The sequence below is a fragment of the Rhodoferax ferrireducens genome (genome assembly GCF_003347515.1).
In the GTDB taxonomy this organism is placed as follows: domain Bacteria; phylum Pseudomonadota; class Gammaproteobacteria; order Burkholderiales; family Burkholderiaceae_C; genus Rhodoferax.
The window spans coordinates 25953-47130 of sequence record NZ_QEII01000322.1; the positions used below are offsets into that span (position 1 = coordinate 25953).

The window sequence follows — 21178 nt, forward strand, 5'->3', positions numbered from 1 at the left end:
GTGGTGCCGCGCATCACAAATACCCGTCGCCGGGTGGGAAAGCGTCGCCAGCGCCTATGTCTTTCACACGACCCGGCCGCATCGGTGGGCGGGTCGTGCTTGCCATGAACTACTTGTTGATGGCGTTTTTGGCCTTATGGGCCATTCCCCTCATCACATCCAATTTTTCATCGCATCGAGTGCCTTGTCGGCAGCGTCCCTGGTGGCTGCAACTGCTTTCTGGGTCGCATCTCTGGCGGCTGCTGCGGCGTGCTGGGCGGCATCTTTACCGGACTCGACCGCCTTTTTGACCGATTCCTCGGCCTTCTGCGCCGCGTCCCCAGCGGCTTCAGCCGCTTGATTGGCCGCGTCCGAGATTTTTTGCAGCGCGTCCCGGATGTCTTGCCTGGTTTTGTCGACGTCCGTGGCCGCGAACTCGGCAAGTCGGCCTGGGGCCGCCTTCAGGTTTGCCTCAAGGCGGGTGCGCAAGCCGGCGACCTTCTCGCCCGCTTGATCGGCGGTGGCCTGCAAGAGCTCATCGGCATCGGCAACCATCTGCTTCAGGTCGGCGATCAGTTTGTCTTTGCTCATGGAGCCGGGTTTGTTGGATTCGGACATGGGATTCCTCTCGATCAGTGATAAGAATAAAAAACGAAAGCACAGCGATGTGATAGTTTTCCGGGCAGCCAGTCTGCCCGCCCGGAAAGGCTTATTTCGTCACGGCATCCTTGATGTCCCGCGCCGTTTCCTTGGTTGCTTCAAGCGCCTTGTCGGCGGCTTCCCTGGTTGCTTCCCAGGCCTTCTGCGCGGCGTCCCGCGTGGCTTCGGCAGCTTTCTGCGCTGCCTCCTTGCCCGACTTGGCCGCTTTTTTGGCGGCTTCCCCGGCTTTCTGTGCAGCTTCCTTGGTGGCTACCGCTGCTTTTTTGGCCGCTTCCTCGGCTTTTTGGGCGGCCTCTTTGGTGGCTACGGTCGCTTTCTTAGTGGCCTCTGCCGTCTTGCGGACTGCTTTTTTAGCGGCTTCATCGGCCTCCTGTGCCGCTTGCCGGGCAGCGTCCGCAGCTTTTTGCGAGGTGTCGCTGACGGCCTGCTCGGCCTTCTCCGCGGCCCGCTGGGCGGCTTCTGCAGCCTTGTGCGTTGCCTCCCTGGCTTCTGCTGCCGCCTTCTTCGCGCCTTCCTCTGCTTTTTGCAGCACGGACACCTTGGCCGGCTCGGCCGGCTTGGCCGCAGGATCTTGCGCCGCTTGTACGCTGGCGCCGACGATCAGTGCCGACAGGATCAGGCATGTTTTCAATTTCATCGTTTCTTCTCCTTGCAGTCATGGAGCAGGGACGTCTGCTCCGCACGTTTGCCCTGGTCAGGGCATTTCTATGATTTTTCCTCGTGGCCCGCGCCAAGACCATTGCGCAGCAGGCCGACGACATGCCGCGCAATGGCCTCGGGGTCTTCCTGCTGATCGGTGTAGCCCGGCAGGAAACGCCGCACCGACTGGGTTTCAAACGGATAGATCACCAGACCGATCGTCGAAATGACGAGCGGTTGGGGGTCCTGGCCCGGAGCGATCTCACCGGCGAGATCGCGCAGTGCGTTGAACAGGTCTCGAAAGACGCAGTCTGCTAAGCTCTGCAGGCGCGGCTCATTGCTGTCCAGCAGCACCCACTGAATCAAGCGTCTAAAGTCTTTCTCTTGGGCGAGCATGCGCGTCAGCTGAACGACGAACGCCTCGAGCCGATCCCACGGTTTTCCTCCATTGTCCAGAACGGACTTTAAGGGCCCCATCTTTTCTTCGAAGGCATAGCCAACCGCATCCAGGCAGAGCTGCGCTTTGTCCGAAAAGTGGTGGTAAAGGGCGGCCGGCGTCACGCCCACGGCAGCCGCGATATCGCGCATGGAAACTCCGTCGAAGCCGACCGTTGCGAAGAGCGGAACCGACAAGCCGAGGATTTCTTCGCGCGTATGCCTGAAAGCTGGTTTCACCATTGAATATCACCTGTACTTTGTATGTCACTTAACGAACGTTCATTAAATATCAGTTTTCATTATTCCGCAATGAGTAGGGAACACAAATTGAAGCGATGAATGCGTCAGTGCATTGGCAGTCAACGGATTCTGGCGCGAGGTTGCCAGCCATGCGGCAACAACTCGTCCGTCTGACCGGCTCGCTGGGTAGGCTGCAGGACAGCATGTCGGGAAGTCCCTGTGGACAGGTTGGCCGGACGAATGCTGACTATCGCGACTTCTTGTGTATGAACAGCGCCATCACTGCATCAGTCAGGTCATCAAGCGAGGTTCCCTTCTTGGGGTCGAACCACTGTACTGACCGGTTCAGCGCGCCGAAGATCAAAAGGCGCGCCAGGGGCACCTCGGCTTGCAGGCAGCCAGTCAACGACAGTTCCTGGAGCACAGGCGTCCAAGCCGCTTCGTAGTCACCTTGCAGCTTCGCGATGACGTTGCGCTGCTGCGTGTCGAGAGAACGCGACTCGTAGAGTACCGCATGCATGAAATCGCTGTTCGGTCCCAGCAGCGTGTCGAAATGTGAACGGATCAATTGCCGCAGCGTGGTTGCAGCGTCATGTTCGGCAAGCAGCACGATCGTCTGGCGCGCCAGCGCGCTGCGCATGCCCTCCTGCATCACCTCGTACAACAGCGCATTCTTGCTCTTGAAGTGACAGAAGAGCGATCCAGAATGCATGCCGACGGCGCTGGCGATGTCACGCGTGCTCGTGCCGTTGAAGCCGTGGCGTCGAAACAGTTTGGCCGCGGCCTTGATCAGGTCTTGGCGGCGGTTGCCTTCATTTTTCTCGTCCGGCGTCTTGCGCGGGCGGCCTCGACCGTGCTGCGAACCTCGGTCCGGGTGGTCGGTGCTGGGGGGGCTGGCCATTCGCTCAGTACGACTTGGGCAAACCCAGCACGTGTTCGCCGATGTAGTTGAGCAGCATCTCGTTGTTGATGGGCGCGATTTCCAGCAGGCGCACCATCGGCCACAGCGTGATGATGTCGTAGTCGCGGTCAAAGCCGTAGCCGCCGTGGGTTTGCAGCGCGGCCTCGACGGCGGCCACGGCCGCCTGCGAGCCCAGCAGCTTGGCCATGTTGGCATGCGCACCGGCGTCTTCGCCGGCGTCGAAGCGTTCGGCGGCATTGTAGGTCATCAGCCGCGCCGCCTCAATCTGCGCCTTGGCCTGCGCCATGCGGTGCTGCAGCGCCTGGTACGAGCCGATCGGTTTGCCGAAGGGCTTGCGGTCCTTCGAATAGGCCACCGCCTTGGCCAGCGCATAGTCGCCCAGGCCGATGGCGGCGCCGGCGGCCAGCAGGCGCTCCGAGTTCAGGCCTTCGAACATCAGCTTGGCGCCCTTGCCGGCCTCGCCGATCAGCGCGTCGGCGGGCAGCTTGACGTTGTCAAAGAACACCATGTACTGGCGCTCGGCGGTTTCGACCTGGATGTTGAGTTGCGTCAGCTGGATGCCGGGCGTCTTCATGTCCAGCACGAACAGCGAGATGCCGTCGGTGCGGTGCTTCACCTCGCCGGCCTTGGTGGTGCGGGCGATCACCAGCATGTAGTCGGCATCGCGGGCGCCGGAGATGAAGACCTTCTGGCCATTGAGCACCCAGCCGTCGCCGTCCGGCGTGGCCAGCGTGGTCATGGCAAAGCTGTTGGTGCCGGCATTGGGTTCGGTGATGGCAAAGCACAGCTTCTTCTCGCCAGTACAGGTCGGTGTGACGTATTTCCTGATTTGCTCGGGTGTACCGTGGCGCATGATCGGCACCCGGCCCAGCCCGGTGACGACCAGGAACAGTGTGGGCACGCCGGCCAAAGCGAGCGCCTCGTTGAGCGCGCTGATCTCCAGCACGCCGCCGCCGGAGCCGCCGTACTCTTCCGGGACGGACAGGCCGAGCAGGCCGAACTCGCCGAGCTTTTGCCACAGCTCGTCGGGGAAGCGGTCTTCCTTGATGCACTGCAGGATGTAGCTGCGCGGGTACAGGGTGGTGACGCCGCGGGCGGCTTCCTGCACGTCGCGGATGCGATCGCGCAGGGCCGCGGATGCGGTGTTGGCAATGGCGGTGCTGGCTGGGGTGCTCATGGTGAGTGTCTCCGTCTTGGGTTGTTAATTTATGGGTTTTTGTCAAAGTGCCAGGTCGGCGGGAATCGGCACCGGGAAATCAAGCAGCATCTGGGCGAAGGCCTTGCCCTGCGAGTCCATGCGGACCGAGGCGATGCCACCGCCGCCCAGCGCTTCGTGCAGCAGAAAGTTCAGCGCGTGCGTGCCGGGCAAGTCGAAGCGTCGCACGCTGCCCTTGACCAGGTGGGCGAACCAGGCTGCCACCGCCTGCTCGGTCAGGGCGGCGCGAATGAAGGGCAGGTAGCCGGGTTGGCGCGCCAGGATGCCGATGTTGGCGGCGTCGCCCTTGTCGCCGCTGCGGCCCCAGGCCAGCTTGACCAGCGGCACCGTGCGCGTGCCGCGCGCAAAGGCATCGGCGGCGGGCAGGGGGCCGCCCACCTGGGGCAGGCTTGCCGGGTCAAACGGCTGGCCGTTCAACTGGGGTGCTGCCACGGTCTGCTCGCCCATGTCGATGCTCGTGAGCACCTGGGTCTTGGGCACCAGGCAGGAGAACAGCCGAACCACCGGCTGCACTTTGGGCCGCCCGTCGGTGAAGCCGGTGATGGCCGGTGCCGACATCAGGGCCATGGGTGCCACCTCGCGGGAAAACAGTTCGAGCGCGTCCTTGACCGGATGGCGCACGCCGACCTTGATCATCACCTCGCGCGCATCGGGCCGCGCATGCGGGCCGTAAGTGTCTTCGGCGCCGATGACCTCGATGCTGGTTTCGGTGAAGTCGGGCCAGCCGCGCGCCGCGTAGTGGCGCCGCATGCGCGCCAGCATGGCCGCGCCCACGCGCTGCGCCTTGGCGCCGGCATCGATGCCGCCGATCATGAACAGGCTCATGGCCCGAAAGCCGTCGGCGTAGGTGATGCTGGCCTTGGCCTGGTCGGTCGGCGGCAGGCCGCGCGCGCCCTTGACCTCGACGCGGTCGGGGCCGACTTGCGTCAGCGTCACGCCGGTGAAGTCGCACACCACGTCGGGCAGGATGTAGGCGCGCGGGTCGCCGATCTCGTACAGCATCTGCTCGCCCACGGTGGAAGGGCAGATGAGCCCGCCCGTGCCTTCGGGCTTGCTGATGAGGAAGCTGCCGTCGGCCTGGCATTCAGCAATGGGGAAGCCCATGTCGTCCCAGCCCGGCACGGCTTCCCAGTCGGTGTAATTGCCGCCCGTGACCTGCGTGCCGCATTCGATCAGGTGGCCGGCCAGGCTGCCCTGGGCCAGGCAGTCGTGGTCGGCAGCGCTCCAGCCAAAGGCATGGATCAGCGGCGCCAGCGTGACCGCGCTGTCGACGCAGCGGCCGGTAACCACGATGTCGGCGCCGGCATCGAGCGCGGCGGCAATCGGGAAGGCGCCGAGGTAGGCGTTGGCGCTCATCACTTTGGCGGGGAAGGGGCTGCCTGCGAACATCTCCCGGGTGCCGGCGGCGCGCAGCGCGTCCATCTGCGGTATCAGGTCGTCGCCCAGTACGGCGGCGATTTTCAGGTTAACGCCTTCGGCCTGCGCCGCCGCCACCAGCGCGGCGCGGCAGGCGGACGGGTTGACGCCGCCGGCGTTGGCAATGACCTTGATGCCGCGCGATTTGATCTCCTTCATCAGGGGCTGGAGGGTGGTCACGAAATCCGGTGCATAGCCCAGTGCCGGGTCCTTGGCCTTGGCGCGGCTGAGCAGCGACATGGTGATTTCGGCCAGGTAGTCGAACACCAGCACGTCGATGTTGCCGTGCTGCACCAGTTGGGCGGCGGCGAATTCGGTGTCGCCCCAGAAGCCCGAGGCGCTGCCGATGCGAAGGGTAGTTTTTTTCATGAGGGTGTACTTTCGTTGTGGGGGATCGAATCAGGCTGGCGTGGATGCGTTGTTGCGCGGCCAGAACACGCGCCAGATGCCTTTGGCCGTGGCGCAGACCTTGCCATTGGCATCCAGGAAACGGCCTTCGGCGAAGGCGGTGCTGCGGCTCACCCGCACCACCTTGCCGTGGGCCTCGAAGCGGTCGCCTATCGCGGCGTCGAGGTAGGTGATGTCAAGGTTCATGGTGAACTGGCGCAGTTCGAACGGATCAATCTCCAGCGCCTCGGGCATGGCCAGCAGCGATGAGATGATGGCCCAGCCGAGCGCGCCATCGAACATGTAGGAGACGACGCCGCCGTTGAGTACGTGATCGGTTCCGCCGCCGCCGCGCTGCGACGGCAGCACTTGCGGCAGCCGCACCACCACCTCGCCGGTGCCGATTTCTTCGACTTCCAGGCTCTGGGCCTTCAAAAAAGTGTTGTCACGCCAGCTCCGCTTGTAGTCGACGATGCGCTGGGATTTGGATGGATCAGTGTTCGACAATCTGGGTACTCCGTTGGGTGCTTGTGATGTGATGAGGGGGTCAATGGCGATTTAAGGTATCGCCAGTTGCTCGATGCGTTGCACATGGGCCGCCAGTGATCGGCGCGCCAGTGGCCAGAGTGCTGCGGGGGTGTTGTCGTAGGCCAGCGGCAACCAGTTGTCCGGGCCGCCTCGCGGGATTGCGCGCATGGTGGCCAGCACCTTGGCCTCGCGCCGCAGGCGGTAGGCCTTGAGCTGTGCGATGGCCTGTGCTGCGTCCCCGATCACATGGCCGTGCGCTGGCAGGATGAATTCGATGCGATCTTGCTCGCAGGTCAGCGCCAGGCGGTCCAGCGAATCGAGATAGGCGCTCATGTCGCCGTCCGGCGGGTCGATGATGGTGGTGCTGCCACTGAGGATGTGGTCGCCCGAGAACAGCAAGCCATCCTCTTCGAGGATCAGGCAGAGGTGGTTGGCGGCGTGCCCCGGTGTGTGCACCACGCGCAGGGTGATGGCGTGGTCATCCGTGGGCTCACTGATGCGCAGCGTCAGACACTCGCCGTCAGCCAGGGCGCGGTCGGGTGTGAAGTGAGAATTGGCGCGCGCGGTGGCAGCCGAGGCCAGACCCAGCACCGGCGGTGCATGGCCGGTCAGGCGGGCGCAGGCTTGGGCCAGCGGCCGCGCCGCCGGTGCGTGGTCGGGGTGCGAATGGGTGCAGACGATGGCCTTGACCCTGCCCGCCGTGAACGCCAGCAGGCGTTCGATATGGTCGTTCAGCAAGGGGCCCGGATCAATGACGATGTAGCCACTGGCCGCATCGCCCACGATGTAGCTGTTGGTGCCGGGGCCGGTCATGACGCTGGCGTTGGGGGCGGTGAGGCGATGCAAGTGCCGCAACAGGGGCACCGGCCGCTCGTGCTGCCAGTCCAGCGCATGTTCAAGCTGGCCGTCTGGGCACACCAGCGCGAGTTCGCCATACGGCGCTTCGTGCTCCATGAAACGTGTTGGCTGACCGCCGACCAGACCACCCCGAGGGCAGGAGTTCCACAGCGGCGCATCTTCGGTACAGGCCGCCAGGGCCTGCTCGGCCTGCTCGAAATCCGCTAGCCAGAGCAGGGTGCGGATGGTGGGAAAGATCATGAAAAAGTTGCCGGTCTGGTGCTGTGCCAGCGCATCCTGGGGCCTGACCCAGACGGGCTCGAACTGTTCCATTTCGTCGGCCACCGGGTCTTGCTGGTCCGGCATGAGCGCGGCGAAGAAGGCGGTGTCGAAACGCTTGGGCACGCTGCGGTCTGTCGTCCAGCAGGCCAGCATGCGCGCCTGATCGAGCATCAGTGACCAGCCCCGGCTTTGCAGTTGCGGGTACAGCGCCTGGCTGCGGTCCAGAGCTTGAAGGTGGGTGCGGGTGATGGGTTGACCATTAGCTTGCACCGCCAGCAGTATGCCCAGTTCCTCGAAGGTTTCCCGCAGCGCCGCCAGCGCCGCCGTGCGGTAGCGTCCGCCCGTGTCGGGCGTGCGCGCGAGCGTGTGTGCCTGGTGGTCGTCGGGGTCCACGCGCCCTCCTGGGAAAACATAGGCGCCGGGCAGGAAGCTGGCTGTCGGCGAGCGCCGGGTCATCAACACTTCGACGCCAAGCGCACCATCCCGCAGCAGCAGCAGGGTGGCGGCCGGGTGCGCGGTGACCGGCTCTTTGCGGGGGTGGAGTTGCAATGTGGGGCGGGCCATGGGCAGTGTCCTTTGAGTGTGGGTGGGTGGGCTTCAGGCGCCGGCCGAGTGGCTGCGCAGCAAAGCGTCGAGCGTGCTTTCCAGGTGTGCGAGGGAGTTGCATTCGCGCGCGATGTGGCAATAGGGCGCGTAGCGTTTCATCTCCGAGTCGCCCAGGCCCCAGAACGAGACCGGCTCGGGGTTGAGCCAGATGACCCGGCGCGCGCGCTGGTAGAGCAGTTGCATGACCTCTGCATGGGCTTCGCCGCGGTTGTTGCGCGCGTCGCCGAGGATCAGCACCGTGGTGCGGCGATCAATGTCGTCCAGCAGTTGCTCTTCAATGTCGAGCAGCGTCTGCCCGTAGTCAGTGCCGCTGCCGCCTACCGCCTGCATGACTTTATCCACGGCTTGCTCGACCGGCAGCGACTCGAAGGTGTCGCTCACCTCGACCAAGTGGTTGGTGAAGGCGAAGCTGCGCAGATCGCTCACCTGCTCGCCCAGGCTGTGCAGAAACAGCAGCAAAAAGCGCGCGTACTGGCGCACCGAGCCGCTGACATCGCAAATGGCCACCACGCGTGGCCGGTCCACCACCTTGGAGCGCCAGAAGGTCTCGAACATCACGCCGTCGTAGGCAGCGTTCTTGCGCAGGGTCTTGCGGAAGTCGAGCTGGCCGCGCACCCGCTTTTTTTTGCGCCGCGAATGGCGCTCGGCCAGCCGTTTGGCAATTTTGCTGACGATGACGTGCATGCGCGCGAAATCGCGTTTTTCGATGTTGGAGAGCTTTTGCGATTGCAGGAAGTCGTCGTGCAGCTGGCGCGTCGGCGCCGTGCCGAAGAGCGCGAGCTTGCGCTCGACAAAATTGCGCACCTCCACGAACAATTTCTTGCGCGCCAGCTCCAGCGCTTTGGCACGCTCGGGAGCCATTGTCTGGCGTTTGGCGTCAGAGATTTCGCGGTCCAGCAACTCCAGCCCCATGGCCTGCTGGATTTTCTGGGTGTAGTAGCCTTTTTGGGTGAAGAACCAGATGTCGGTCAGACCGACCTCGCGTGCAGCTTCCTGCATGCGCTTGGCCAGTGCCGCCGAGTCACCCGCCAGCAGCAATTGCGACAGAGCCTGGCCGCCGCTGCCCTGGCAGCCGCCCGGCCCGCCGGAGCCGGTGGCCGTCGGGTCTTTGGGGCTTTGCTCGGGCGGGTCTTGCGCTGGTGAGGCGTCGGCACCGGGCTGGGCCGCACCGCCGGGTGCGGCCATGTTCTCAAAAGAGCTGAAACGGAAGAAGCGATCAAAGGCCTCGTCGAACAGGACGCGATCCGTGGTGGTTTTCGCCAGTGTCGTGCCCAATGCGCTTTTCAGCAGGGTGCGGTCGCTCCAGCCGACCAGCTCCACGGCGCGCGCCGCATCGATCTGGGCGTTCAGGCTGATCTCGAGGTCGCTGCCGCGCAGCGCCTTGAAAAAGTCTTCAAGCGTGGCTTGCACGGGGACTCTCCGCATCCTTGCGCGCTTGCTGCAGCAGGGCCGGCAGTTGCTCATTGGCCGAGGCAATGTCCTGCTCAAACTTGAGGAAGACGTTGAGCGTGCCCTTCACCATGTCCAGGCTCAAGTGTTCGGCGTGCAGCAGCAGCAGCGTCTTGGCCCAGTCGATGGTCTCGCTGACCGAAGGCTGCTTTTTCAGGTCCATCTGGCGCACCGCCTGAATGAAGGCGACCAGCTCGCGGTTCAGGGTTGCCGACAAGCCGGGCACGCGGCGCTCCAGAATGCGCCGCTCCAGCTTCGCCTCGGGGAATGGAATGTGCAAATGCAGGCAGCGGCGCTTGAGCGCGTCGCTCATCTCGCGCGTGTTGTTGCTGGTGAGAAAGACGATGGGCTTGACCTTGGCCTTGATGGTGCCGAGTTCGGGCACCGAGACCTGAAAGTCGGACAGCACTTCGAGCAGGAAAGCCTCGAACTCGGGGTCGGACTTGTCAACCTCGTCAACCAGCAGCACGCAGCCGCGCTCCTGGTGCAGGGCTTGGTAGAGCGGGCGCGGCTCGAGAAAGTGCTCGGAGAAGAACAGGTCGTCGTGCGCATGCAGCCGCTCGATCGACGCAGCCAAGCCGACCGCGCCTTGCATCATCTCGCCCAGCTTGTCCTTGAGCAGTTGCGTGTACAGCAACTGCTTGCCGTATTTCCACTCGTACAAGGCCTTGGATTCGTCCAGGCCTTCGTAGCACTGCATGCGGATCAGGGGCACGTCGAGAATCTCGGCCATGCCCTTGGCCAGTTCGGTCTTGCCGACGCCGGCCGGGCCTTCGACCAGGATCGGCTTTTCCAGGTTGAAGCCCAGGTAGACCGAGGTGGCGATTTCGCGGCTGGCGATGTAGTCGACCGCAGCCAGGCGCTGCGCCAGGCCATCGATGGAATCAAAGTGGGGTTGGTAAAGTGTTTTCATGGGTTTCCTTGGGTGTGCAGCATTTTTTCGCCGGCTTGAAGTTGTCGGGATTCGGCGATGCCGCGGGCAATGCCCTGCACCAGGCGCAGGTCGCGCGCCAGGGTGAGCAGGGCCGGTTCATGGTCGTCCAGGGCCGCGGCAAAGGATTCACAGGCGCCTTGCCAGCGATCAAACAGGCGGCGCGCGCCCAGGTTGAACGCCGCCAGCGCCTCGTCCGGCCCGTGCTGGTCCAGGTGCTGGGCGGCATGACGGGCCACGGGCGAGAGGGCGTTGAGTTCGAGCTGCAAGCCACCCAGGTTCCGCGTCAAAACCGGCGTGCGGGCGGCATTGCGGAAGCAGCGCGCCAGGGTGTCCATCTCGGCTTGCATGGCGCCGAGCATAGCCCCCAGCAGCAGCGCGTCTTCGATCGCGCGCAGCGGTCGTGCGATGGTGTCGAAAGCCTGTCCCGACGCGCCCAGGCGCTGGCTGTCCGGCACCTGGCAGCCGACAAGGCGCAGGCCGCAATGGCCGATCGGCACCAGTCCGGCCACCTTGCCGTCCCCTTCGCGCGTCAGGCCCGGTGTGTTGGCCTCAACGACGAAAGCATCGAAGCGCTTGCGCCCCTGATGCTCGCCGCTGACGGCCAGCACGATGATGGCGTCCGCCGCCGGGCCGTTGCTGACGAAGGCCTTGTGGCCGTCAAGGAGCCAGTCGTCGCCGTCCTGAACCGCCCGGCAGCTCAGGTGTTTGGGGTGTGCGCCGGTGCCGGGCTCGGAGATCGCGAGTGCCAGCAGGGCGTCGCCGCGCGCCATCGATGCCAGCAGCGCACGATGCCGGTCGCTGCGCAGATTCGGCGCCAGCACGAAGCGTCCCAGCATCTGCTGCATCATCCAGGCCATGCCCAGACCCAGGCTGGCGGATTCATGGGCGATGATGCCCGCCAGTGTGCTGACCCGCACGGCGTTCGCCATGGGCGGCCCGCCGTCGCAGTCAAATCCGTTACCCAGCATGCCGCTGGTGCCGAGATGACGCCACCAGGCACGGGGGAAGCCGTGCGCGCAGTCAGGCGCTGGCGCGTCCGCCAGGGCCTGGCGCATGGCCTCGGGCAGTGCCGGGTCCGGCACAGTTTGCGCAGGGGAATGAGGGCGGCTCATAGGTCCATCCAGATCAGGCGTAAAACCCGAGCTGGCGCGCCGCCAGGTCGCGCATCACCTCTTCGGCGCCGCCGCCGATGGCGTTGACCTTGACTTCGCGGTAGATGCGTTCCACCTTGACACCGCGCATGAAGCCGGCACCGCCGTGCAGTTGCACCGCCTCGCTGGCGCAATAGGCCATGGTCTGGGTGGCCTGGTTCTTCAGCAGGCAGATTTCGCCGATCGGCGTATCGCCCTGTTCGACGCGCCAGGCGAGCAATTCCAGCATGGCCTGCGTCGCCTCGACGCGCATGGCCATGTCGGCGAGTTTGTGGCGGGTGACCTGCTGGTCGATCAGCTTGCCGCCGAACATCTCGCGCTCACGCGACCAGGCCAGCGCTTCGTCCAGGCAGACACGGGCAAAACCGTTGGCACCGGCGGCGAGAAAGATGCGCTCGCGGTTGAAGTTCTTCATGATGGCCTTGAAGCCCTGGTTTTCCACGCCCACCAGGTTTTCCACCGGCACCCGGCAGTCATCAAAATACAGGGTGGCGGTGTCCGAGCAGCACCAGCCCATTTTTCTCAAAGGCGTTTGCGTGAAGCCGGGTGTGCCTTTTTCGATCAGTAGTAGCGACACGCCGCCCGGGCCGGGCCCGCCGGTGCGCACTGCCACGGTGTAGAAGTCGGCGCGCATGCCGGAGGTGATGAATGTTTTCGAGCCGTTGACGACGTAGTGATCACCATCCCGGCGCGCCGTAGTCTTGAGGTTGGCCACATCGGAGCCGCCGGAGGGTTCGGTGATGCCGAGCGCGCTGATCTTCGCGCCCCGCAGTACCGGCGGCAACACGCGCTGCTTGAGCGCCTCGCTGCCCACGTTGACGATGGGCGGACAGCTGATGGTGTGCGACAGCAGACTCGCCAGGACACCGCCAGCACCGCAACGCGCAAGTTCCTGCGCGGCGATGATGGTCATGAACAGGTCGCCGTCGTTGCCACCATGGCTTTCGGGAAAGCCCAAGCCAAGCAGGCCGATTTCGGCTGCCTTGCGGTACAGCCCGACAGGAAAGGACTCGGCTTCGTCCCAGGCATCCACGTGCGGGCTGATTTCCCGGGCGACGAAGCGGCGCATCGCATCGCGGAACGCCGGGTGCTCGGGCGTATAGAAGGGGCTCTTGGCAGGCAGGGTTTCGGCTGGCATGGGTTTTATTCCTCGTAGGTACGGCGTGTGTCGTGCGTGCAGGGCGACGTGCGCATCAATCAGGCTGCTCGACCAGTGACACCAGCAAGGCGCGCGTGGCAACCTGGTCGCCAGCGCGCACCGCAACTTGGTCCACCACGCCATCGCGACGGGCCAACAGCTGATGTTCCATCTTCATCGCTTCGAGCACCACGATGCGCTGCCCCTTGGTCACGGCCTCCCCAACCTGGACGAACACGCCGAGCACGCGCCCGTTCATCGGTGCCAGCACCCGCGCTCCTGCACTTCCCGCGGCTGTAGCCGGCGGGGCGTAGGTCAGGTCTTCAAAGCTGGCGCTCAGGCCGCCCAGTTCCAGGTGCAACACGCCGTTGGCAAACACCGCCGCGGCGTGTTGTTGCACGCCGTCGGCGATCAGGCACAGGGCCTCGCCTTCGCGTCCGCTGAGGGTGATGTGGTGTAGCGCCGCGCCCACTTCGAGTGTGTAGCTGTGGGCGCCGGTGGCCGTGATGTGCATGGCGTGGCGATGTTCGCTCTCGCCGATGAGCATCGGCCAGCGTGCCGGCCCGCTGGAGCGCCAGGGCGCACCCGCACCCGTGCCCGACAAGGCGCTGGCTTCAAACCATAGCGTGCTGGCCAGCGCCAGTGCCAGCGAGTCGGGCTGGGGCCGTACCAGTGCCGCTGCGTCGAAGTGTTGGGCGATGAAGGCCGTGGTCGTCTCACCGGCGGCGAAGGCCGGGTGGCTGGCCACGGCTTCGAGAAAGGCGCGGTTGTTAGGCAGGCCGAGCAGGCGGGTGCGTTGCAGGGCGCCGATCAGGCGGCGCCGCGCTTCGTCGCGGGTGGCGCCGTGCGCAATGATCTTGGCGATCATCGGGTCGTAGTGCGGGCTCACGGTCTGGCCCGAGACCAGGCCGTGGTCAACGCGCACGCCTTCGCCCGTGGGCGGGCTCCAGAGCGGAACATCGCCACTTTGCGGCAGAAAGTCGGCGTAGGGGTCTTCGGCATACAGGCGAACTTCGATCGCGTGCCCGTTCAATTGCACTTGTTCCTGCGTCAGTGGCAGGGGCTCGCCACGGGCCACGGCGAACTGCCAGGCCACCAGGTCCAGACCGGTGATGCACTCGGTCACCGGGTGCTCGACCTGCAGCCGCGTGTTCATCTCCAGGAAATAGAAGTGGCCGTCGCGGTCCAGCAGAAACTCGACCGTGCCGGCGCCGACGTAGTTCACGGTGCGCGCTGCCGCCACCGCCGCCGCGCCCATTTTCGCGCGCAGCGCGGGCGAGACCGCCGGGGAGGGCGCTTCCTCGAACACCTTCTGGTGGCGGCGCTGGATCGAGCAGTCGCGCTCGCCGAGGTGGATGATGTTGCCGTGCTGGTCGCCGAAAACTTGGATTTCGACGTGGCGCGGCGCGATCACTGCACGCTCCAGGATCAGCTCTTCGCTGCCGAAGGCATTGCCGGCTTCCGAGCGGGCGCTGACCAGTGCGACCGCCAGGTCTTGCGGATGTTCGACCAGCCGCATGCCGCGCCCGCCGCCGCCCGCCGCGGCCTTGACCATGATCGGAAAGCCGATCTTGCCGGCTTCCCCGAGCAGCGTGGCATCGGACTGGTCGGCGCCCTGGTAACCCGGCACGCAGGGCACACCGGCGGCCAGCATCATGCGCTTGGCGCCAGCCTTGTTGCCCATTTTCAGGATGGCCTGCGGGTCCGGGCCAATGAATACCAGCCCGGCGTCCAGGCAAGCCTGCGCAAAGCCGTCGTTCTCGGACAGGAAGCCGTAGCCGGGGTGTACCGCATCGGCGCCGGTGCTGCGCGCCGCAGCCAGCAGCGCCGCGACGTTGAGGTAGCTCTCGCGCACCGGCGCCGGGCCGATGCACACCGCCTCGTCGGCCAGGGCGACATGCAAGGCCTGGGCATCGGCTTCGCTGTAGACGGCGACCGTGCGGTAGCCCAGCGCCTTGGCCGTGCGGATCACCCGGCAGGCGATTTCTCCGCGGTTGGCGATCAGGATTTTTTTAAACATGCTCAGCTCCCGCAGCGGCAAGAAGTTCGGTGAAGTTCATCAGGGTTCTCACAGCCGTGCCACGCCAAAGGTGTTGGGGTTCAGGGGCCGGGCCGCCGCTTCGCGGCATACCACCAGGGTGGTGGCCAGGGCGCGGCGGGTGTCGCGCGGGTCGATGATGCCGTCGTCCCACAGGCGCGCGGTGGCAAACAGGGAATGGGACTCGATGTCAAAGCGATCCAGAATTTCCTTCTTCATGGCTTCCAGGGTGGCCGCCGGGGGCTCCTGGCCGATGCGGGCGAATTTTTCCTCGGTCACGATGCGCATCACGGTGGCGGCCTGTTCGCCGCCCATGACCCCGATGCGCGAGTGGGGCCAGGAAAACATGAAGCGCGGGTCGTAGGCGCGCCCGCACATGCCGTAGTTGCCGGCGCCAAAGGAGGCGCCGGTCATGATGGTGATCTGCGGCACGGTGGCATTGGCCACGGCCTGGATCATCTTGGCGCCGTGCTTGATCATGCCGGCTTGCTCCACATCCTTGCCGACCATGAAGCCTGTGGTGTTTTGCAGGTAGACGATGGGCGTTCCCGACTGGCAGCACAGCTGGATGAACTGGGTGGTCTTGGTGGCGCCTTGCGGATCAATGGGCCCGTTGTTGCCAATGAAGCCGCATGGGTGCCCTTCGATGGCGCCATGGCCGCACACGGTGTTGGCGCCATAGAGCGGCTTGAATTCGAGGAAGTCGGAGTCATCGATCAGCCGCGCCAGCACTTCGCGCATGTCGTAGGGCTGGCGGAAGTCGGTGGGCACGACGCCGGCCAGTTGGTCGATCGGATAACGCGGTTCTTTCCAGGTCTTGGGCGCCCGCATCGGCAAGCGCTCGTTCCAGGGCAGCCGTGCCAGCACGTCGCGCGCGATGCGGATGCCATCGGCATCGTCCTCGGCCAGGTACTCGGCCACGCCGGATGTCGTGCAGTGCATCTCGGCGCCGCCCAGTTCCTCATCGGTGGCGATCTCGCCGGTGGCGGCCTTGAGCAGCGGCGGGCCGGCCAGGAAGGCCTTGGCGCGGCCGCGCACCATGATCACATAGTCGGACATGCCGGGCAGGTAGGCGCCGCCGGCGGTCGAGTGGCCGTGCATCACGCAGACCTGCGGAATGCCGGCGGCCGACAGCCGCGCCTGGTTGGCGAAACCACGACCAGCTTCAACGAACACCTCGCCCACGTGCATCAGGTTGGCGCCACCGGACTCGACCAGCCGCACCACCGGCAGCTTGTTTTCCAACGCGATGGCTTCGGCGCGCAGGCTCTTGCGCATGCCCATGGGCGTGATGGTGCCGCCCTTGATGGCGCTGTCCGACGCGATCACCACGCAGCGTATGCCCGACACCACCCCGATGCCGCAGATCAGTCCGCCGCCCAGCACGTTCTTTTCGCCGTCGTCGTCGTGCATCCTGAAACCGGCCAGGGTCGAGAACTCCAGCCAGTCGGAGCCGCGGTCGAGCAGCAGCGCGATGCGCTCGCGCGGCAGCAGCTGTTTGCGGGCACGGAACTTGGCCTCCTGGCTGTTGGATGTGTCGCGCACCCGGTCTTCGAGCGTGCGAAAACTCTCGATCAGCGCCAGCATCTGCGCGCGCTCGCGCTGGAAGCTCTCGGACTGCGGGTCGACTTGACTTTGAATGACGGGCATGGGCGGCTCTCGTTGGAAGGTTGCAGTGAACGGATGGGTTCAGAGGGATTGACGAGCCTGCTTACAGGTCGTAAAAACGCTCGCCACGCTCGGCCATGCGGCGCAGCAACTGCGGCGGCGCAAAGCGCGCGCCGTGCCGCTCGGCCAGGGTTTCGCAGGCCTTGACGAAGGCGGCCACGCCCAGGCTATGTATCTGGCCGATCGGGCCGCCCAGGTAGGCCGGAAAGCCCCAGCCCAGGATGGCGCCGACATCGGCATCGATGGGGGCCAGCAGCACTTTCTCTTCGAGGCAGCGTGCGGTCTCGACCGACTGGATGAACAGCAGGCGCTGCTTGACTTCTTCCACCGTGGGTTGCGTGGCCGCTGGCGCAAACTCCTGCGCCAGGCCGGCCCAGAGCTGCTTGGGGCCGTCTTGCGGGTAATCGTAGAAGCCCTTGCCGATCTTCTTGCCCAGCCGGCCCAGCTTGTCCACCATGCGGTCGCAGACGTCGTCGATGGCGCTGCGCTGGTAGGCCGCGCCGAGGTCGGCGGCGGTCTGCTTGCGGATGCGCGCCATCAGTTCGAGCGAGACCTCATCGGCCAGCGCCAGCGGGCCGACCGGCATGCCGGTCATGCGCCCCGCGTTGTCGATCAGTGCCGGGGCCACGCCTTCGGCCAGCAGCGCCAGGCCCTCGCCGACGTAGGTGGAGAACACGCGGCTGGTGTAGAAGCCGCGGCTGTCGTTGACGACGATGGGCGTCTTGCGGATCGCCTTGACGAAGTCCATGGCGCGCGCCAGGCAGTCGTCGCTGGTGGCCGTGCCGCGGATGATCTCGACCAGCGGCATCTTGTCCACCGGCGAGAAAAAATGCAGGCCGATGAAGTTGGCCGGGCGCGCCGAGGCCTCGGCCAGCCCGCTGATGGGCAGGGTGCTGGTGTTGGAGGCGAAGAGGGCGCCGGGGGCGATTACCGCCTCGGCCTTGCGCGTCACGTCGGCCTTGATGGCGCGGTCTTCGAACACGGCTTCGACCACGATGTCGCAGCCGCTCAGGTCGGCATAGTCGGTGGTGGGTTTGATCAGGGTGAGCTTGGCATCACGCTCGGCCTCGGTCATGCGCTTGGCGGCCACGCGCTTGTTCCACAGGTTCTCGCTGTAGGCCTTGCCCTTGGCCGCGCTGTCGGTGCTGCTGTCGAGCAGCACCACTTCCATGCCGACCTCGGCGGCGGCGAAGGCAATGCCCGCGCCCATCATGCCCGCGCCCAGTATGCCGACCTTGCGGTAGCTGGCCTGGGGTACGCCCTTGGGCCGCGAGGCCAGCTTGCTGGCGGCGGTGATGCCGAAGAACAGCGAGCGGATCATGTTCTTGGCTTCCTTGCCGGTGGTGAGCTTGACGAACTCGCGCATCTCGACCTTGCAGCCGGTGTCGAGGTCAACCTGGCAGCCGTTGTAGACGCAGCTCAAAATGGCCTCGGGCGCCGGGTAGTTGCCAAAGGTCTTGGCGCGCAGCATGGCGTTGCTGGCGGCGAAGGTGTCGTAGCCCATGGGGCTTTGCACGGCGCCGCCCGGCAGCTTGAAGCCCTTGCGGTCCCAGGGTTGCACGGCGGCAGCGGCGCCTTCGGCCAGCAGCCACTGCTTGGCGCGGGTCAGCAACTGGTCGGCCGGCACGACTTCGTCGACCAGGCCCGCTTCCAGGGCCTTTTTCGGTACGAGTTTCTTGCCTTCGAGCAGCAGGGGCAGGGCGTTGCGGATGCCGATCATGCGCGGCAGGCGCTGCGTGCCGCCGCCGCCGGGCAGCAGGCCGATCGCCACCTCGGGCAGGCCGATGAGGGCCTTGGGGTTGTCGGCGGCGATGCGGCGGTGGCAGGCCAGCGCGACCTCATAGCCGCCGCCCAGCGTGGTGCCGTTGAGGGCGGCGACGAAGGGCTTGCCGCTTTTTTCGATGCCGCGCATCAGGGCGTGCAGTTGGGTGACAAAGTCCATCATGCCGGCCACGTCGGTGATGGCGAGCATCATGTTGAGGTCAGCGCCGGCAATGAATTCGGGCTTGGACGAGGTGACGATCACGCCCTTGACGGCGGCGTCCGCGATGGCCTTGCGCACGGCCTCGGTGAAGGCGGGAATGGATTGCCCGTTGAGGACATTCATGGGCACGTCCTGCATGGCCCAGGTGAGGGTGGCGATGCCGTCGGCATCCAGTTTGTAGTCAATCATGGTGGTGGTCCAGGTCGGTGAGGAGGTTCGCGTCGGGCCGGGGCTTCAGACGCGCTCGATGATGGTGGCGGTGCCCATGCCGGCGCCCACGCACAGCGTGACGAGGCCGGTGGACAGGTTGCGGCGCTCGAGTTCGTCGAGCACGATGCCCAGGATCATGCCGCCGGTGGCGCCCAGCGGATGCCCCATGGCGATGGCGCCGCCGTTGACGTTCATCTTGTCGTGCGGAACCTTCATCACTTCCATGAAGCGCAGGACGACCGAGGCGAAGGCCTCGTTCAGTTCGTAGAGGTCGATGTCGCTGGCTTTCATGCCGGCCAGCTTGAGCGCTTTTTCCGCCGCGTAGGAGGGGCCGGTCAGCATGATGGTGGGCTCGCTGCCGATGGACGCGAACGAGCGGATGCGGGCACGGGCTTTCAGGCCGAGCCGTTTGCCGACCTCGACGTTGCCGATCAGCACCGCGGACGCGCCGTCCACAATGCCCGACGAGTTGCCGGCGTGGTGGATGTGCGTCATGCGCTCGAGCTCCGGATAGCGCTGCATGGCCACCGCGTCGAAACCATATTGTTCGCCCTGCACCTTGAAGGCCGGCTCCAGCTTGGCCAGTGATTCCAGCGTGGTCTCGGCGCGCATGTGTTCGTCGCGATCGAGCACGATGCTGCCGTTGACGTCGCGCACCGGCACGATGGATTTGGCAAAGCGGCCTTCGACCCAGGCCAGCGCGGCGCGGCGCTGGCTCTCGACCGCGTAGCTGTCGACATCGTTACGGCTGTGACCATAGAGGGTGGCGATTAGGTCGGCCGAAATGCCCTGCGGCACGAAATAGGTCGGAATTGCCACCGCCGGGTCCGCCGACCAGGCGCCGCCGCTGCTGCCCATGGGCACGCGGCTCATGCTCTCCACGCCGCCGCCGATGACCAGCGGCGACTGGCCCGACATGACCTTGGCGGCGGCCATGTTGCAGGCCTCCAGCCCCGAGGCGCAAAAGCGGTTGACCTGCACACCGGCGGCGGATTCATGGTAGCCGGCGGCGATGACGGCGACGCGCGCGATGTTGGCGCCTTGCTCGCCGGCGGGTTCGACGCAGCCGAGGATGACGTCGTCCACGAAGGACGTGTCGAGCTGGTTGCGCTCGCGCAGCGCCTGCAGCGCCGTGATGGCCAGGCTGATGGGCGTGTTGCCGTGCAGCGCGCCGGAGCTGCGGCCCTTGCCGCGTGGTGTGCGCACGGCGTCAAAAATGAAAGCGTCGGTCATGGTGGGTTTCCTTTTTTCAATCGGGGGAGGCTAAAGAGCGTCTGGGGGCGGGTTGAAGTTTCGATCTACAGCGTGCGGCTGATGATTTCCTTCATGATCTCGTTGGCGCCGCCGTAGATGCGCGCGACCCGGGCATCCGCATAGGCGCGGGCAATCGGGTACTCCCACATGTAGCCGAAGCCGCCAAACATCTGCAGGCATTCGTCGAGCATCTTGCAGTGCAGGTCGGTGGTCCAGTACTTGGCCATGGCGGCGGTGGCGGCATCGAGCTTTTCCTCCATCAGCAGGCCGAGCAGGCGGTCGACAAAGACGCGGGCGACCTGCACCTCGGTCTTGATCTCGGCCAGCTTGAATCGGTTGTGCTGGAAATCAATCACACGCTGGCCGAAGACTTTTCGATCCTTGGTGTAATCAATGGTCCACTGCAGTGCGGCCTCGGCGCCCGCCACCGCGGCGATGGCGATGATCATGCGCTCCCAGGCCAGTTCCTGCATCAGCAGGAAAAAGCCCTTGCCCTCGCCGCCCAGGATGTTGCCGACCGGTACGCGCAGGTTATCAAAGAAGAGCTCCGAGGTGTCCTGCGCCTTCAGGCCTATTTTTTCAAGATTGCGCCCGCGTTTGAAGCCGGGGCGGTCGGTTTCGACCAGCACCAGCGAGGTGCCCTTGGCGCCTTGCGTCGGGTCGGTCTTGACGACGACGATCACCAGGTTGGCGTTCTGGCCGTTGGTGATGAAGGTTTTGGAGCCGTTAATGATCAGCTCGTCGCCCTCGCGCAGTGCCGTCGTGCGCACCGCCTGCAAGTCGCTGCCGGTGCCGGGCTCGGTCATGGCGATGGCGCCAATCACCTCGCCGGTGGCCATTTTGGGCAGCCAGGTTTTTTTCTGCTCATCGGTGCCATAGGCCAGGATGTAGGGCGCCACGATGTCGGAGTGCAGGCCAAAGCCGAGCCCGCTGGTGCCGGCGCGCGCGATTTCCTCGATCAGCACGGCGCTGTGCAGGCGCGTGCCGCCACCGCCGCCGTATTGCTCGGGGATGGCGGGGCACAGCAGGCCGGCAGCACCGGCCTTGCGCCAGACCGCGCGCGGCACGATGCCATCGGTTTCCCAGTCGGCGTGATGGGGAATGACTTCTTCTTCCAGAAAGCGGCGGGCCTGGTCACGGAAGAGTTCGTGTTCTTCACCGAAGAGTGTGCGTGTGAGCATGGAATTGTCCTTGAAGTTTGA

The 21178-nt window shown here is 65.3% G+C and carries 17 protein-coding genes; all 17 read right to left on the bottom strand.

Annotated elements, in window-relative coordinates; genetic code table 11:
* Positions 1–153: 153 nt before the first annotated feature.
* Positions 154–597: a DUF883 family protein gene (locus tag C5P05_RS29385; protein WP_114973424.1), complete on the bottom strand. Its 444-nt coding sequence runs from the start codon at positions 595–597 to the stop codon at positions 154–156.
* Positions 598–688: 91 nt separating this feature from the next.
* On the bottom strand, positions 689–1276 hold the full coding sequence (locus tag C5P05_RS29390) for a hypothetical protein (protein WP_114973425.1): 588 nt from the start codon (positions 1274–1276) through the stop codon (positions 689–691).
* Positions 1277–1344: 68 nt separating this feature from the next.
* On the bottom strand, positions 1345–1956 hold the full coding sequence (locus tag C5P05_RS29395; protein WP_114973426.1) for a TetR/AcrR family transcriptional regulator: 612 nt from the start codon (positions 1954–1956) through the stop codon (positions 1345–1347).
* Positions 1957–2203: 247 nt separating this feature from the next.
* Positions 2204–2857, bottom strand: a complete 654-nt coding sequence (locus C5P05_RS29400; RefSeq protein ID WP_114973427.1) for a TetR/AcrR family transcriptional regulator — start codon at positions 2855–2857, stop codon at positions 2204–2206.
* 4 nt (positions 2858–2861) lie between these two features.
* A complete protein-coding gene (locus C5P05_RS29405) occupies positions 2862–4055 on the bottom strand; it encodes an acyl-CoA dehydrogenase family protein (RefSeq protein ID WP_114973428.1) in 1194 nt (397 codons plus the stop codon).
* Between the two features lie 42 nt (positions 4056–4097).
* Entirely contained in the window at positions 4098–5879 is a 1782-nt protein-coding gene (locus C5P05_RS29410; protein ID WP_114973429.1) for an acyclic terpene utilization AtuA family protein, read from the bottom strand.
* Positions 5880–5909: 30 nt separating this feature from the next.
* Positions 5910–6404, bottom strand: a complete 495-nt coding sequence (locus tag C5P05_RS29415; protein WP_114973430.1) for a PaaI family thioesterase — start codon at positions 6402–6404, stop codon at positions 5910–5912.
* 51 nt (positions 6405–6455) lie between these two features.
* The gene (locus C5P05_RS29420) at positions 6456–8108 is read right to left on the bottom strand and encodes an MBL fold metallo-hydrolase (protein ID WP_114973431.1); all 1653 of its coding nucleotides are present in this window, start codon (positions 8106–8108) and stop codon (positions 6456–6458) included.
* Positions 8109–8141: 33 nt separating this feature from the next.
* Complete coding sequence (locus tag C5P05_RS29425; protein WP_157979483.1) at positions 8142–9560, bottom strand: VWA domain-containing protein; 1419 nt, start codon at positions 9558–9560, stop codon at positions 8142–8144.
* Positions 9544–10512 (bottom strand): AAA family ATPase, encoded by a 969-nt coding sequence (locus C5P05_RS29430; protein WP_114973433.1) that lies wholly within the window; start codon positions 10510–10512, stop codon positions 9544–9546. The genes C5P05_RS29425 and C5P05_RS29430 overlap by 17 nt, the downstream gene beginning before the upstream one ends.
* A complete protein-coding gene (locus C5P05_RS29435) occupies positions 10509–11645 on the bottom strand; it encodes an acyl-CoA dehydrogenase family protein (protein ID WP_114973434.1) in 1137 nt (378 codons plus the stop codon). The genes C5P05_RS29430 and C5P05_RS29435 overlap by 4 nt, the downstream gene beginning before the upstream one ends.
* Before the next feature lie 13 nt (positions 11646–11658).
* Positions 11659–12822 (bottom strand): acyl-CoA dehydrogenase family protein, encoded by a 1164-nt coding sequence (locus C5P05_RS29440; protein WP_114973435.1) that lies wholly within the window; start codon positions 12820–12822, stop codon positions 11659–11661.
* Positions 12823–12877: 55 nt separating this feature from the next.
* Complete coding sequence (locus C5P05_RS29445; RefSeq protein WP_269813976.1) at positions 12878–14842, bottom strand: acetyl/propionyl/methylcrotonyl-CoA carboxylase subunit alpha; 1965 nt, start codon at positions 14840–14842, stop codon at positions 12878–12880.
* A gap of 48 nt (positions 14843–14890) precedes the next feature.
* Positions 14891–16510: an acyl-CoA carboxylase subunit beta gene (locus tag C5P05_RS29450; protein WP_114973436.1), complete on the bottom strand. Its 1620-nt coding sequence runs from the start codon at positions 16508–16510 to the stop codon at positions 14891–14893.
* Between the two features lie 61 nt (positions 16511–16571).
* Positions 16572–18701 carry a 3-hydroxyacyl-CoA dehydrogenase NAD-binding domain-containing protein gene (locus C5P05_RS29455; RefSeq protein ID WP_114973437.1) on the bottom strand — a complete coding sequence of 710 codons (2130 nt, stop codon included), beginning with the start codon at positions 18699–18701 and terminating at the stop codon, positions 16572–16574.
* Between the two features lie 45 nt (positions 18702–18746).
* Complete coding sequence (locus tag C5P05_RS29460; RefSeq protein WP_114973438.1) at positions 18747–19955, bottom strand: acetyl-CoA C-acetyltransferase; 1209 nt, start codon at positions 19953–19955, stop codon at positions 18747–18749.
* Positions 19956–20020: 65 nt separating this feature from the next.
* The gene (locus C5P05_RS29465; protein ID WP_114973502.1) at positions 20021–21157 is read right to left on the bottom strand and encodes an acyl-CoA dehydrogenase family protein; all 1137 of its coding nucleotides are present in this window, start codon (positions 21155–21157) and stop codon (positions 20021–20023) included.
* Positions 21158–21178: the final 21 nt, after the last annotated feature.

Bases quoted from the DNA above. Each gene is read 5' to 3' on its own strand.
- C5P05_RS29385 (WP_114973424.1), bottom strand. From the start codon at position 597: ATGTCCGAATCCAACAAACCCGGCTCCATGAGCAAAGACAAACTGATC.
- C5P05_RS29390 (WP_114973425.1), bottom strand. From the start codon at position 1,276: ATGAAATTGAAAACATGCCTGATCCTGTCGGCACTGATCGTCGGCGCC.
- C5P05_RS29395 (WP_114973426.1), bottom strand. From the start codon at position 1,956: ATGGTGAAACCAGCTTTCAGGCATACGCGCGAAGAAATCCTCGGCTTG.
- C5P05_RS29400 (WP_114973427.1), bottom strand. From the start codon at position 2,857: ATGGCCAGCCCCCCCAGCACCGACCACCCGGACCGAGGTTCGCAGCAC.
- C5P05_RS29405 (WP_114973428.1), bottom strand. From the start codon at position 4,055: ATGAGCACCCCAGCCAGCACCGCCATTGCCAACACCGCATCCGCGGCC.
- C5P05_RS29410 (WP_114973429.1), bottom strand. From the start codon at position 5,879: ATGAAAAAAACTACCCTTCGCATCGGCAGCGCCTCGGGCTTCTGGGGC.
- C5P05_RS29420 (WP_114973431.1), bottom strand. From the start codon at position 8,108: ATGGCCCGCCCCACATTGCAACTCCACCCCCGCAAAGAGCCGGTCACC.
- C5P05_RS29430 (WP_114973433.1), bottom strand. From the start codon at position 10,512: ATGAAAACACTTTACCAACCCCACTTTGATTCCATCGATGGCCTGGCG.
- C5P05_RS29435 (WP_114973434.1), bottom strand. From the start codon at position 11,645: ATGAGCCGCCCTCATTCCCCTGCGCAAACTGTGCCGGACCCGGCACTG.
- C5P05_RS29440 (WP_114973435.1), bottom strand. From the start codon at position 12,822: ATGCCAGCCGAAACCCTGCCTGCCAAGAGCCCCTTCTATACGCCCGAG.
- C5P05_RS29445 (WP_269813976.1), bottom strand. From the start codon at position 14,842: ATGTTTAAAAAAATCCTGATCGCCAACCGCGGAGAAATCGCCTGCCGG.
- C5P05_RS29450 (WP_114973436.1), bottom strand. From the start codon at position 16,510: ATGCCCGTCATTCAAAGTCAAGTCGACCCGCAGTCCGAGAGCTTCCAG.
- C5P05_RS29455 (WP_114973437.1), bottom strand. From the start codon at position 18,701: ATGATTGACTACAAACTGGATGCCGACGGCATCGCCACCCTCACCTGG.
- C5P05_RS29460 (WP_114973438.1), bottom strand. From the start codon at position 19,955: ATGACCGACGCTTTCATTTTTGACGCCGTGCGCACACCACGCGGCAAG.
- C5P05_RS29465 (WP_114973502.1), bottom strand. From the start codon at position 21,157: ATGCTCACACGCACACTCTTCGGTGAAGAACACGAACTCTTCCGTGAC.